The following is a 12,949-nucleotide window of genomic DNA, read 5'->3' as shown; positions in this document are numbered from 1 at the left end:
TGCTTCGGACACTCGGGCCGCGCCGGCCTACCCGGCCGGGAGGCGGTGGACGACGGTCCGCCCGGCCCGGCCCCGGTAGGGGGCGAGCAGCTCGTCCACCCGGTCACGGGCCTCGGGGGCGGTCTTGTCGAGGCTCTGGGCGTAGGTCTCCGCGCCGTGGCACTGCGGGACGTCGTACGAGGGGTCCGCCCAGGTGATCTCCAGCAGGGCCGGGGGCGGGGGGAGGGCCGGTACGGGGCTGTGGCCTCCCAGACGGGGGGTCAGGTCGTGCTCCTCGGCGAGGGCCACGACGCGGGTGCGGGGGTCGTGCGGGCGCGGGGGGCCGGCCGGGGAGCCGATGGCGACGACGTGCGTGATCCGCAGGCGGGTGCCCGCCTCGGGGGCACAGGCGAGGTGCCCGGCCGTCACGCCGCCGTGGCCGTGCCCGACGAGCGCGACCGGCATCCCTTCGGGCACCGTGCGCAGCAGGGCTTCGCGGACGGCCCGGGTGTACGGGGAGTCGCCGCGGTTCAGCTCGGCGACGGCCCCGACCAGCTCCTGCGGGGAGGCCGTGCGCGGCAGGACGAACCCCGGGCCGGGCAGCAGCACCAGGCAGCGGGCGGCGCCGTCCGGGCCGGTGACGTGCCGGGTGAGCATCCTGCCGTGGCCGAGGGCCGCCATGTTGCGCAGATGGGCGGTGATGCCGCCGCCGTCGTCCAGGCCGTCGAGGAACGCCGGGTCCGGCGGCTCGGCGACGGCCTTCTCCCGGCTCCGGAGGAAGCCGGGCCGGGCCTCGGCGCGGGGGCCGGGCACGGAAGCGGCCCCGGCCGCGGTGCCCATGACGGCGCGCCAGGCCGCCGCGTCGTTGAACGGATTGCCGTCCGTCAGCGCGCTCCAGGCGCTCACGTCGCCGAGCGCGGGGGCGAGCGCGGCCAGGGTGTGCCCGGCTCCCCGGACGCGCACGCGCTCCCGGAGGATGCGCAGGGCCAGCTCGGGCAGCCCGGCCTCGACGGCGACGAGCAGCCGACGCACCGGGCTCTGCGTGGCGTACTCCGCGTGCCGCGTCGCGCACAGCCGGATCCGCAGGCGCAGCGCGGTGGCCGCCAGATCGGCCGCGAGGCTCCTGCGGAGGGCGGCCGCTCCGGCCAGCCGGGCGACCCGGCCGGCCCGCCCCCCGTCGGGGGCGTAGCCGAGCCCCGCGGCGTCGGTGAGGCCGTGGGCCAGGGCCTGCGCCGCCCGCAGCCCGCGGCGGGGCGAGCGGCCGAGCGAGGCGAGCAGCGTGGGGTCGGTGGCGACGGCCGTGACCGCGAGCCCGGCCGCGCGGACGGCTCCGGCGGCCTCGCCCAGCTCGCAGGCCACGGCGGCGAGCCGCGCGGCCGCCGCATCCTCCGGGCCGGTCCCCGTATCCCGGGAACCCGGCGTGCCCTCGGCCGTCATGCGCCCTCCTCCGGCGTACGGGCGGCGCGGATCCCGATCCGCAGCCGCGAGGTGTCGAAGGTGTACGGAAGCGGGTGGCCGGGGCCGAGCCGGACCCCGGCGACGGCGAGCTCACCGCCGCGCAGCAGCTCGGCGACGAACGCCGTGGCCAGCTGCAGGCCGAGCTCCATGCCGCTGCACTGGGCCTCGCCCCGGCTGAACGGGCTGACCGCCCAGTCGCGCTCGGCGGTGCCGTCCAGCCACTTCTCGGGCGCGAACCGGTGCGCGTACCCGATCCGTTCGCCGTCGCGGGCGTGGAACGCGGCCGGCACGAGGACGTTGACCCCGCCCGGTGCGACCGAGTCCCGCCAGCGGGTCTCGCCGGTGGTCCGGCGGGCGAGGCCGGTCACGGGCGGCCACAGCCGGGCCGCCTCCTGCACGCAGGCGCGCAGGTAGGGCATGCCGAGGAAACCGGGGACCGTGCGCGGCCCATGGGTGCGGTCCGCCGCCCGGATCTCCTCCATCGCGCGCTCGTGCTGGCGCGGGTGCGTGGCGAGCAGGGCGAGCGTCTGCGCGGTGACGGCGCTCAGCGCACCGAGCGCCATGAACCAGTGGCTGACCTGGCACTCGGGGGCGGTCTCGGGGCCGCGGGGAGCGGCCGCGAACAGCCCCGCCAGGCTGCGCGGGTCGGCCTCGTACAGATAGCGGGCCTGACGCTGCATCATCTTGCGGCGGAGCCGGCGGGTGCGGCGGCCCCGCCAGCGGCGCGCGCCCATCCAGTTGGCCTCGGCGAGGAGCCCGGCCAGGAGCCGGGAGAACTCCTCGTCGTCGGCGGCGGCCTCGCCCAGGAAGCAGCGCCGCCCCACGCGCTCGAAGCCCTCGCGCAGCGCCTCCGGGCGCAGCCCGGCCACCGCCCCGGGGCCCAGCAGGGCCGCGGCCTCCTCGCCGGCGACCCGCAGGAAACGGTCGGCGAGCCGGTGCACCGGGCAGCCGGCGTCCAGGACCGCGTCGTTGAACATCCGCCGCACCACCCGCTGCCGGCCGTGCGAGGCCACCAGCGTCTCGGGCTGGACCGCCGCGAACCCGCTCACCTTCTCCCAGGTGTCGACCGCGTAGACCCCCACCGGCCCGGAGAGGACCTGCCGGGCGTCGTCGGCGTCCAACACGAGGAGCGTGGGGCCGGCGGCGCCGCGCACCATGACCGGGCCGCGGCCGTACCGGCGCCGCATGCGGCGCATGGTCTCCAGGCCGCGCCGGGACGTGTCCGCCCGGGCGAGGAGGGCGGCGATCCGGGGCCGGGAGCGGAAGACGCCCTTGAGGTAGTTGGGGAGGAAGTAGACGAGGGTGAGCCGGAGGTTCTCACCCGCGGACGCGGCGGGCAGTGCCGTCCCCCGGCCCGTGCCGACCCCGGGCGCGCTGTAGCTGTAGAGGTGACTCATCCCTGGGCCTTCCCCCGGTTGCGCGGCCCCTCGGGCAGCGCCTCGATCGTCATGCGTCGGACCTCATGAGGTTGGAGTGATCAGTGGGAGGGGGAGCATTGCCACTTCCCGTCCGGCGGAGTCATCAGGTACGAAGATCACCCGAGTTTTCATCCCCCGGGGTGAATCGGGCGGTTGATGTTGTCGCCCGGTGTTTGCGGCCCGGTGTTTGCTGCCCGGTGTTCGCAGGCGGGTGCCGGCAGCCCGGCGTTCGCCGCCCCGGACGTGCTCCGGCCCCGCCGCCCGGTGTGCGGGCGGCGGGGCCGGAGGGGAGGAAGACCGCCGAAAGGCAACGGCGTGCAGAGCGGGAACGGCGAGAACGTCGAAATTCAGCCGTTCCCGGACCGTGCGGCGGTCAGCGCCGTGACCTCGCCATCCCCATGCGTGCCAGGGTGAGGGCCACCAGGCAGGCCACCGCTCCGGCGACGACGTTGCTGACGATGGCGTGTGTGATGAACGCGTGCCCGGCGACGACCCAGGGGGAAATGATCGTCCAGGCGCCGAGGCACAGGGCGGCCCAGCTCATCGCGTGCGTGCGCTCGTAGGCGGGACCGAAACCGCCGACCAGGCAAGCGAAGGCTGCACCCACGATCACATTGTGGATGGCAAGAGTGGATGCGCCGCTGAAGCCCACAATCCATGGCGAAGCGGCCAGATAGACACCGCAGAGAAGGGCGAGTGCCTCAACGGCCTGGGCGACGGGCGTGCTCGTCGCCGCTTCGGAGTGGGCGCGGAGCGCCAGGATGTCCGGGTGCTGTTCTATCCGGGGCGACGTAGGAGCGGTCACGTCAGCCACCTTCTTTCAGTGTCAGGTCGGACCTGCCTGCATTTTAACCTGATTGGAGGGATTTTCGCCCGAACGGGGATCGTCATATCTGGCGATTTCCCCTGTGTTGGGGGCCGGTTTCGGCCCGTCACCCTGGGGGAACCCGGCCAGTCGGTTTCCGGGGGTTCGGCGATGCGAGGAGGCGGCCGTGGAGCAGCTCAAGGGACAGGGCGAGCGGATGCAGCAGCGGGGCGAGACCCGGGAGGAGACCGCGCGGGCCCGCCGTCCGGTCCCGGGCGAGACGCCGGAGCGCACCGGCGAGGACCCCGACGCGGAGTCGCACATCATCCGCGGTCTGGACTGAACGCGGGGGCCGCAGGCCCGGGGCGCCCGCCCCGGGCGGCGGCCGGCGGCCCGGCGCGGGGCGGCCGGGCACGGGAATCCGCCGGGCACCGGGACTGCGGCCGTCGCGGCGGCGTCAGCCCCGCACGGGCACGAACCGCACGGGCGTGCCGGGCACGGCCTGCGCCACGGCGGCCAGTTCCGCCTCGGGCACCACGCCGACGACGGGATAGCCGCCGGTCGTCGGATGGTCGGCGAGGAAGACGACGGGGCGGCCGTCCGGGGGCACTTGGACCGCGCCCAGGACCATCCCCTCGCTCGGGAGTTCGCCCTCCGCGGCGCGCTCCAGGGCCGGCCCTTCCGTACGCAGCCCGATCCGGTTGCTCGCGGCAGCCACCCGGAAACCGCCGCCGGCCAGGGTGCGCAGCGCGGCGGGCGTGAACCAGTCGTCGCGCGGACCGAGGACGACCGGCAGCACCAGAGCGCCGACCGGCGGGCCCGGCCACGGGAGGGCGTCGGCGCCCGCGGACGGCCCGCAGGGCGCGCCGAGCGGCAGCTCCGCGCCCGCGGTCAGCGGTTCCGGCCCCAGCCCCGACAGCAGGTCGCGGGAGCGGCTGCCGAGGACGGGCGGCACGGCGAGGCCGCCCGCGAACGCCACGTAGCTGCGCAGCCCCCAGGAGGCCCGGCCCACGTCGAGCACCGCGCCCGCCGGGACCCGCACCGCGCCACCCCACGCCACCGGGCGGCCGTCGACCTGCACCGGGCAGGGGGCGCCGGTCACCGCGACGGTCACGGCCGCCGTGGTGCGCACGGCGCAGCCGTCGACGGTGGTCTCCAGCGTGGCGTGGCCGGCCGGGTTGCCGACGAGACGGTTGGCGAGTGCGTGCGCGGGTGGGTCCAGGGCGCCGGAGCGGCCGACGCCCAGGTGCGCGTGGCCGGGCCGGCCGAGGTCCTGCACGGTCGTCAGGGCGCCGGGCCGGACGACGGCCAGGGCGGGCGCGCCGCCGGCCGGGCCGTCGTCCGTTCCGGACATGCCGCTGTCCGTTCCGGGCGCTTGGCTGTCCGTTTCGGTCCCGGTCATGCGCTCACCTCGAATTCGGTCCCGCTCATGTGCTCACCTCGAACCGCACGCGGGTGCCGGGGGCCAGCAGCGCCGCCGGTTCCCGCTCGACGTCCCACAGGACCGCGTCCGTACGGCCGATGAGCTGCCATCCGCCGGGGGAGGAGCGGGGGTAGACGCCGGTGTACGGGCCTGCCAGGCCGACCGCGCCGGCGGGCACGGCGGTGCGGGGCGTGGCCCGGCGCGGTACGTGCAGGTGCTCCGGCAGGCCGGTCAGATAGCCGAAGCCGGGGGCGAACCCGCAGAACGCGACGCGGAATTCGAGGCCGGAGTGAAGGCGGGCGACCTCGTCCTCGGCGACCCCCCACAGGGCGGCGACCTCCGCGAGGTCGGCCCCGTCGTAGCGGACCGGCAGGACGACGGGCTCGCTCCCGGCGGCCGCGAGCGGCGGCACGTCCCAGTGCACGATGTCGGCGGCGAGGGCCTGCGGGTCGGCCAGGCCGTCGAGGAGGACGGTCCGCGCGGCCGGCACGATCTCGGTCACGGGCGGCAGGGTCCCGGCGGCACGGCGCCGCAGCAGTTCGGCGTGCAGCGCCTGCGCCTCCCCGGTGCCCGCCACCTCGACGAGCAGGGCGTGCGGGCCGACGCGCAGGGGGCGACAGGACGGGGCGGCCGCGTGGTGCGCGGTCATGCGAAGGCCTCGAGACGGACGTCTGCCGCCTCCAGCGCGGCGCGGACCCGGCGGGCGAGGTCCGCCGCGCCCGGAGTGTCGCCGTGGAGGCACAGGGAGCGGGCACGGACCGTGACCTCCTCGCCCGTGAGGGACGTGACGGCCCCCTCCCGGGCCATCCGCACGGAGCGGGCGACGACCGCGTCCGGGTCGAGGACGACCGCACCGGGGGTCCGGCGCGGCACCAGGGTGCCGGCGGCCGTGTAGGCGCGGTCGGCGAACGCCTCGGTGACCACCGGCAGTCCGGCCCCGGCGGCGGCCTCGTGCAGCCGGGAGCCCGGCAGGCCCAGCACGGGCAGGGCCCCGCCCGCGCGCAGCACCCCGGCGACGACGGCCGCGGCCTGCTCGGCGTCGGCGACCGTGCGGTTGTAGAGCGCCCCGTGCGGCTTGACGTAGGTGACGTCCGAGCCGGCCGCGCGCGCGAAGACGCGCAGGGCGCCGATCTGATAGGTGATCTCGTCGGCGAGCTCGTCCGGGGGCACGTCCATGGCGCGGCGCCCGAAGCCCGCCAGGTCGCGGTAGGAGACCTGGGCGCCGATGCGCACCCCCCGCTCGGCGGCCCGCTCGCAGACCTGCCGCATGGTGGAGGGGTCGCCGGCGTGGAAGCCGCAGGCGACGTTCGCGCTCGTCACCACGGACAGCAGGGCGTCGTCGTCGGTCAGGCGCCAGCGCCCGAAGCCCTCCCCGAGGTCGGCGTTGAGGTCGAGCACGGCGGTGCCGTGGGCGTTCATGCGTTCTCCCCTTCCCGCTCCCGCAGAGCGCCCAGGATGAGCTTCAGGGCGTCGTCCAGATAGGTGGTCAGCTCGCTCTCCGCGCGCCCGTACTCGCCGTCCTCCAGGAGCCTCGCGAGGGCACGGTTGCGCGCCAGGAAGGGCTCGTGGAAGCGGTGCGCCGAGGGCATCGCGTGGAAAGCCAGGCGCAGTTCGGCCATCAGCCGGTCCATCGCGGTGTCGATGCGCGGGCTGGCGGACAGGGCGGCCAGCGCGCGGTGGAAGCGCAGGTCGGCCGAGCCGACCTCCTGCCAGTCGCCCCCGGCGGCGGCGCGCTCGGCCTCGTCCACCGCCGCGGTCACGGCCGCGCGCAGCGGCCGCCCGGCCCCCGCGGCGGCCCGGACGCCGGCGCACTCCAGGGCGGCGCGCACGCGGTAGATGTCGGTGACGTCGGCGGGGTCGACGACGCGGACGAAGACGCCGCGGTTGAGCCGGTGCACGACCAGGCTCTCGTGGATGAGCAGGCGGAACGCCTCGCGCAGCGTGTTGCGCGAGACCCCGAGGTCCCGGCCGAGGGCCTCTTCCGAGAGCCGGGTGCCGGGCGGCAGACCGCCGCCCTCGATGCGGTCGCGGAGCACGTCGGCCACGCGCTGCGCAGTGGACAGGGCCATCGTCATCCCCAATACCTATTGAGAATTGTTGAACAATATCTTAGCCTCCTCGCCAATCCCCTCACCTGATCGAGTGAGGTCCGTCCGGGATCCCGGAAGGCGGCGCGCATGATCGTTCTCCTCGGCGTCCTCGTGGTCGTGCTCGGCTTCGCCACGAGACGCAACCCCCTGCTGGTGGTCGGGGCCGCCGGCATCGTCACGGGCCTCCTCGGCGGCCTCTCCCCCCAGCGCGTCCTGGCCGCCTTCGGCACCGGGTTCGCCTCCAGCCGCTCGGTGACGATCTTCGTGATCACGCTGCCCGTCATCGGCCTGCTCGAACACCACGGCCTCCAGGAACAGGCCCGCCGCCTGATCACCCGCTTCGCCGGGCTCACCGCGGGCCGCTTCCTCGCGCTCTACCTCCTGCTGCGCCAGATCGCGGCCGCCGTCGGCCTCAACAACGTCTTCGGGCACGCCCAGACCGTGCGGCCGCTCGCCGCGCCCATGGCCGAGGGGGCCGCCGAGCGCCGCCACGGGCCGCTGGGCGAGAAGGCCCGCGAGAAGGTGCGCTCGTTCGCCGCGAGCGCGGACAACGTCGGGCTCTTCTTCGGCGAGGACGTCTTCCTGGCCGTCGGGTCGATCCTGCTGATCACCGGATTCGTCAACACCACGTACCACACGCACCTCGAACCGCTGCAGCTCGCGCTGTGGGCCATTCCCACCGCCCTGTGCGCCCTCGCCATCCACGGCTGGCGGCTGCTGCGGCTCGACCGCAGCCTCGCGGGGCCCGCCGGTCCTGGCCGGAACGCCGAGCTCGGGGAGAGCGTCAAGTGATCAAGGCGGAGTGGTTCTACTGGCTGGTCGGCGGCATCTTCCTGGTGATGGCCGCGCAGATGCTCACCGACCGCACCAACCCCAAGCGCGTCGGCACCGCCGCCTTCTGGGGCCTGCTCGGCCTCGGTTTCATCTACGGCACCTGGGTCGCCGACAAGTCGGCCCCCGCCGAACCCCTGGGCGCGGCCGTCCTCGCCATGGTCTGCCTCGCGGGCTTCGGCTTCACCGGCCGCGGCAAGGGGGCCGCGGCGACGCCCGGGCAGCGGGAGGCGCGGGCCGCGCGGTGGGGCAGCCGCCTCTTCGTCCCCGCGCTGACCATCCCCGTCGTGGCCCTGGTCTGCGCGGTCGGCGTCAAGAAGCTCTCCGTGGACGGCGAACCCGTCCTGCAGAAGGGCAGCGAGACCATCCTCGGACTCGGCATCGGCGCCGTCGTCGCCCTCATGGTGGGCATGGTGATGCTGCGCGAGAAGCGGCTCTCGACGCCCCTGCACGCCGGGCGGTCCATGCTGGAGTCGATGGGCTGGGCCATGCTGCTGCCCCAGCTCCTCGCCACCTTGGGCACCATTTTCTCCGTCGCCGGCGTCGGCGACCAGGTCCGCAGGATGACCACCGCGGTGCTGCCCGACGGCTCCCTCTTCCTGGCCGTCGTCGTCTACTGCGTCGGGATGTTCCTGTTCACCGTCGTCATGGGCAACGGTTTCGCCGCCTTCCCCGTCATGACCGCGGCCGTCGGCTGGCCGGTCCTCGTCGTCCAGGAACACGGCAACGGCCCGGCCGTCCTCGCCATCGGCATGCTCGCCGGCTTCTGCGGCACGCTCGTGACGCCCATGGCCGCCAACTTCAACGTCGTCCCCGCGGCCCTGCTCGAACTGAAGGACCAGTACGGGCCCATCAAGGCGCAACTTCCCACGGCCGTCGCCCTGCTCGGCTGCAACATCGCCATCATGTACCTCTTCGCCGTCTGACGGCCCCGGGAAGGGAACGACCACCATGACCCGTGTTCTGCTCACCGGCTTCGAACCCTTCGACGGAGAGGCCCTCAACCCCTCCTGGGAGGCCGTACGGGCGGCCGCCGCGCGCCCGCCCGAGGGGCTCGTCCTCTCCACCGCCCGGCTGCCCTGCGCCTTCGGCACCTCCCTCGACGCCCTGCGGGAGGCCGTCGAGCGCACCGCACCCGACCTCGTGCTGTGCGTGGGGCAGGCGGGCGGCCGCCCCGACGTCACCGTCGAGCGCATCGCCGTCAACGTCGACGACGCCCGCATCCCCGACAACGCCGGCGCGCAGCCCGTCGACGAGCCCGTCGTCCCCGGCGGCCCCGCCGCCTACTTCTCCACCCTGCCCGTCAAGGCGTGCGTCGCCGCCGTACGGGACGCCGGCCTGCCCGCCTCGGTCTCCCAGACCGCCGGGACCTTCGTCTGCAACCACGTCTTCTACGGCCTGATGCACCTCGCCGCCACCGAACGCCCCGGGCTGCGGGGCGGATTCGTCCACGTCCCCTACGCACCCGGACAGGTCACCGACCGGGCCCTGCCCTCCCTGACCGTCGCCGCCGCCGCGGAGGCACTCTGTGTGATCGCCGTCACCGCGGCCGGGCGCACCACGGACATCCGTGCGGAAGGCGGAGCCACACACTAGGGACGTGGCGGACATTCCGCCCGTGCCGTTTCGTCCGTTGTCCGTGCGACCGCCTACTCTGTGCGACGTGACTTCTCCAGCCCCGGCGGCCGCTCCGCCCCAGCTCAACGGGCCGTCACGGCCGGCCCCGGGCCCGGCCGCCGACGAGGGCCTGGCCCGCCGCCTGCGTGCGCTCGCCTGCACGGCGCCGCTGCACGACCTGGACGCGCGCAAGGCCAACCTCGCGGGCGAGTACGGCGTCTACGCCATGGCGGAGGTGGCGCTCGCCGCCATCGACCTGGTCACGCTCAACATGGACTTCGACACCGGCGCCGACCACGAGCAGATAGTGGCCCGGCTGCAGCCGCGCGTCGCCGCCCAGGCCCCCGAGCGCCCGCAGGCCGAGCACGAGCGGGTGGCCCGCTGGGTCCTGGAGAACCTCATCAACGTCGGCAGCGTCGACCGGGGCTTCCGCGCCGTCTACGGCACCTTCGGGGCCGACGGCGCCTACGTCCGGCGCGACTACGACTTCAAGCTCGTCGAGGAGGTGCCCGGGCCCGGCGGCACCGTCTTCCTCCGCACCACCGACGAGGCCGTCAACGTCCTCGTCGGTGCCCTCGACACCGACGTCACCAGCGCCCAGATCGCCGCCGAGGTGAAGCTGGAGGTCCTCATCAGCCGGGGCCGCCTCGCCGACGCCCAGCTCGCCGCCGAGCAGGCCCGCTACCGGACCGTGCAGTACGCGGAGACCCTCCGCAAGACCCTCGACGCCACCCGGCGCAACGTCCGCGCCGTCGACTGGCTGCAGGCCGTGCCCGACATGATCGCCGAAGCGCTCGACCACGTCGCCGACCGCTACCGCCACGAGAACGCGATCCTCACCAACATCCGCAAGGCGCGCGACGAGGCCGAGGAACCCGAGAACAAGCGGCGCGCCGCCGAGCTCGTCGACATCGTCAAGGACTGCATCCGCCGTCACACCCAGCTGCAGTCACGGCTGCTGGAGGCAGGGCCGCTGTTCCGCGCCGAGCAGGACCGGCAGGCGTTCGCCACCTCCGCCGGCCGGGCCGGCCTCGACCTCTATGGGCAGCTGCTCGCCCCCGTGCTGCCGCTGCCGCTGGAGCAGGCCGGGCGCGTCACCGACGCCTTCTTCGCCCGTGGCACGGGCCTGCGCACGCCCGTCTCCGTCCGCGTCGGCGACCTCGTCGACATGCTGCTGACCCCGCCCGCCGAGCGGGAGCACCTCGGGGCGGAGATGCCCGAGCCGGACCTCATCGCCACGCCGGACGACAGCCGCTTCAGCGAGGAGCAGCTGGGGAGCGCCATGGAGCTGCTCACCCTGCCCCCCGACGCCCCGCGGCGCCTGTCCGGCCTCCTCGCCGAGGCCCGCCGCCGCGACCCCGAACTGCCCTACCTCGTCGCTCTCCTCGCCGTCCACGCCGCGAGCCCCGCGGTCGGCACGGCCTACCGCCAGGGCGAGCAGTCCCTGCTCTTCGCCGTAGACGACGGCACGGTCCTCGACGACCCCGAATTCGGCGGCGCCGACCTCATCGTCGGCACGGCCCTCCTCGACGCGGCGGGCATGGCCGCGGACCGCACGGAGGCATCGTGACGGCACACCTGCGGCGCACGGCCCGGAGCCGTTCCCGGCTCGGCACGATGCGCCTGCGGCGGGCGGCCCGGGATTGCGCCCGGCTCGACGCTGCGGCTTGCCCGCGGGCGACGCCGGCGACTTGCGGCGGGCCCGGCACTGCGGCGCGCTTGCAGCGGGCGGCCGGGCATTGTGCCGGGCCCGGCACTGCGGCTTGTCGGCGGGCGACGTCGGTGACTTGTGCCGGTCCCGGCACTGCGGCGCGCTTGCGGCGGGCGGCCGGGCATTGTGCCGGGCTCGGCGCTGCGGCTTGTCGGCGGGCGACGTCGGTGACTTGTGCCGGTCCCGGCACTGCGGCGCGCTTGCGGCGGGCGGCCGGGCATTGTGCCGGGCTCGGCGCTGCGGCTTGTCGGCGGGCGACGTCGGTGACTTGCGGCGGTCCCGGCACTGCGGCGCGCTTGCAGCGGGCGGCCGGGCATTGTGCCGGTCCCGGCACTGCGGCGCGCTTGCGGCGGGCGGCCCGGAATTGCGTCGGCCCTGGCACTGCGGCTTGTCTGCAGGCGACGTCGGCGACTTGCGGCCGTCCCGGCACCGCCGGACTGCGCCGTACGTCTTCTCGCCGTTGCGGCGGGAAAGAGGGTGAGGCCGGCCGCCGCCCCGGCACGGGAAGCGCCGCTGCCACGGCCGGCCACGCGTCCCCGGGAAGCCGGGTCGTCCCTTCCGCCGCGACGGCGACCGGCCACGACGCGGCATCCCGGCGGTGCCGGGCCCACCGAAAGACCACATCCGCAGGAGTAGTAAACCGTGACTGAGTACGACGCCGAAGCCCCGGTGGAGCCGGACGTCGTCGGCGAGGCCGACGCGTCCGCGACCAGCGGCGGCGGCACCGCCGCCGTAACCCCGGCGGACGCCGCGGACGCCGCCCGGCTCATCGCGTTCGGGCTGCAGCCCAAGCTCGTGCCCGCGCGGGACGCCGAGTACGCGGAGCTGCTCCGCCGCCACCGCGACGACCCCGCGTTCGCGCGCCTCGCGGACGCCGTCGCGGCCGGCCTCGGCCTGATCGTGCTGGAGGTGTCCACGCGCGCCGGCATGGCGGTGACCGCCGCGGAGGACTCCGTCTTCGCCGTCCGCATGGGCGACTACGCCCGCCGCGCCACCGTCGACTCCGGCGACCGCTTCCTGCACGGCCTCGCCCACCTCGCGGTCGCCGCCCTGGCCTTCCCGCGCCCGGAGGACCTGGCCGACGACGGCTACATCGGCCGGCTCACGGTCAACGGCGTGGACGCGTTCGTCCGGCAGGCGTGCCGCCGCCTGGAGGAGCGCGCCGCCGAGCAGGGCGAGAACACCGACCCGACGACGGACGCCCCCGGCCTGGAGGCCGCCTGGCGGGTCTACGCGCGCCGCAGCGCGACCGGCGCCACCAAGGACGCCCGCCGCCTCGCCGGCTCCACCACGGGCATCATCGCCAAGGCCGTCGCCTTCCTCGTCGACTCCGGCTTCCTGCAGCGCACCGGCGACGACGCCGGCGGCGCCTACCGCACCACGGCCCGCTACCAGCTCCAGGTCCGCGACATGGCCGGCACCGCTGCCATGGCCGAGCTGCTGGAGCTCGGCATCGTGCCCGTGGGCGACGGCAGCGCGACCCTCCTCCCGCCGGACGAGGCCGACGCCCTCGACCTGGTCGCCGACGCCGGCCTGCCCTTCTTCGACAACCAGCACAACCAGCACAACCAGCACAGCCACTCCGCCTGACCACCGTCCCGCCACACACGAGAGTCC

The 12,949-nt window shown here is 75.4% G+C and carries 13 protein-coding genes; 6 read left to right on the top strand and 7 right to left on the bottom strand.

The genetic code is table 11. From position 1 onward, the window contains the following. Positions 1-27: 27 nt before the first annotated feature. The 3 genes from FGW37_RS04870 to FGW37_RS04860 form a co-directional block, all read right to left on the bottom strand. Positions 28-1,416 carry a hypothetical protein gene (locus FGW37_RS04870; protein ID WP_179079926.1) on the bottom strand — a complete coding sequence of 463 codons (1,389 nt, stop codon included), beginning with the start codon at positions 1,414-1,416 and terminating at the stop codon, positions 28-30. Then, entirely contained in the window at positions 1,413-2,834 is a 1,422-nt protein-coding gene (locus tag FGW37_RS04865) for a cytochrome P450 (protein ID WP_179079925.1), read from the bottom strand. Before FGW37_RS04865 ends, FGW37_RS04870 begins: the two co-directional genes overlap by 4 nt. 394 nt (positions 2,835-3,228) lie before the next feature. Continuing rightward, positions 3,229-3,660 (bottom strand): SPW repeat protein, encoded by a 432-nt coding sequence (locus tag FGW37_RS04860; protein ID WP_179079924.1) that lies wholly within the window; start codon positions 3,658-3,660, stop codon positions 3,229-3,231. A gap of 187 nt (positions 3,661-3,847) precedes the next feature. Here FGW37_RS04860 and FGW37_RS04855 point away from each other — a divergent pair, with 187 nt between their 5' ends. Then, positions 3,848-4,003 carry a hypothetical protein gene (locus FGW37_RS04855; protein ID WP_179079923.1) on the top strand — a complete coding sequence of 52 codons (156 nt, stop codon included), beginning with the start codon at positions 3,848-3,850 and terminating at the stop codon, positions 4,001-4,003. A 114-nt stretch (positions 4,004-4,117) separates the two neighbouring features. Here FGW37_RS04855 and FGW37_RS04850 read toward each other — a convergent pair whose 3' ends face one another. From FGW37_RS04850 to FGW37_RS04835, 4 genes are all read right to left on the bottom strand, one after another. Continuing rightward, positions 4,118-5,014, bottom strand: a complete 897-nt coding sequence (locus FGW37_RS04850; RefSeq protein WP_179084513.1) for a 5-oxoprolinase subunit C family protein — start codon at positions 5,012-5,014, stop codon at positions 4,118-4,120. A 73-nt stretch (positions 5,015-5,087) separates the two neighbouring features. Further along, the gene (locus FGW37_RS04845; protein ID WP_179079922.1) at positions 5,088-5,732 is read right to left on the bottom strand and encodes a 5-oxoprolinase subunit B family protein; all 645 of its coding nucleotides are present in this window, start codon (positions 5,730-5,732) and stop codon (positions 5,088-5,090) included. Then, on the bottom strand, positions 5,729-6,502 hold the full coding sequence (locus FGW37_RS04840; RefSeq protein WP_179079921.1) for a LamB/YcsF family protein: 774 nt from the start codon (positions 6,500-6,502) through the stop codon (positions 5,729-5,731). The genes FGW37_RS04845 and FGW37_RS04840 overlap by 4 nt, the downstream gene beginning before the upstream one ends. Continuing rightward, positions 6,499-7,152 carry a GntR family transcriptional regulator gene (locus FGW37_RS04835; protein WP_179084512.1) on the bottom strand — a complete coding sequence of 218 codons (654 nt, stop codon included), beginning with the start codon at positions 7,150-7,152 and terminating at the stop codon, positions 6,499-6,501. The genes FGW37_RS04840 and FGW37_RS04835 overlap by 4 nt, the downstream gene beginning before the upstream one ends. 108 nt (positions 7,153-7,260) lie before the next feature. On the opposite strand from FGW37_RS04835, the gene FGW37_RS04830 reads away from it, so the two are divergent. The 5 genes from FGW37_RS04830 to FGW37_RS04810 all read left to right on the top strand — a co-directional run bounded on the left by FGW37_RS04830 (position 7,261) and on the right by FGW37_RS04810 (position 12,922). Beyond that, positions 7,261-7,965 carry a DUF969 domain-containing protein gene (locus tag FGW37_RS04830; RefSeq protein WP_179079920.1) on the top strand — a complete coding sequence of 235 codons (705 nt, stop codon included), beginning with the start codon at positions 7,261-7,263 and terminating at the stop codon, positions 7,963-7,965. Then, positions 7,962-8,930, top strand: a complete 969-nt coding sequence (locus tag FGW37_RS04825) for a DUF979 domain-containing protein (protein WP_179079919.1) — start codon at positions 7,962-7,964, stop codon at positions 8,928-8,930. The genes FGW37_RS04830 and FGW37_RS04825 overlap by 4 nt, the downstream gene beginning before the upstream one ends. A gap of 25 nt (positions 8,931-8,955) precedes the next feature. After that, positions 8,956-9,600 (top strand): pyroglutamyl-peptidase I, encoded by a 645-nt coding sequence (gene pcp / locus FGW37_RS04820; RefSeq protein ID WP_179079918.1) that lies wholly within the window; start codon positions 8,956-8,958, stop codon positions 9,598-9,600. A gap of 67 nt (positions 9,601-9,667) precedes the next feature. After that, on the top strand, positions 9,668-11,191 hold the full coding sequence (locus FGW37_RS04815) for a hypothetical protein (RefSeq protein ID WP_179079917.1): 1,524 nt from the start codon (positions 9,668-9,670) through the stop codon (positions 11,189-11,191). Between the two features lie 810 nt (positions 11,192-12,001). Continuing rightward, positions 12,002-12,922, top strand: a complete 921-nt coding sequence (locus FGW37_RS04810; RefSeq protein ID WP_179084511.1) for a hypothetical protein — start codon at positions 12,002-12,004, stop codon at positions 12,920-12,922. The last annotated feature ends 27 nt before the right edge of the window (positions 12,923-12,949 follow it).

The organism is Streptomyces rectiverticillatus, assembly GCF_013394065.1.
Taxonomy (GTDB): Bacteria; Actinomycetota; Actinomycetes; order Streptomycetales; family Streptomycetaceae; genus Streptomyces; species Streptomyces rectiverticillatus.
This window is presented reverse-complemented; position numbering and strand designations above follow the sequence as displayed.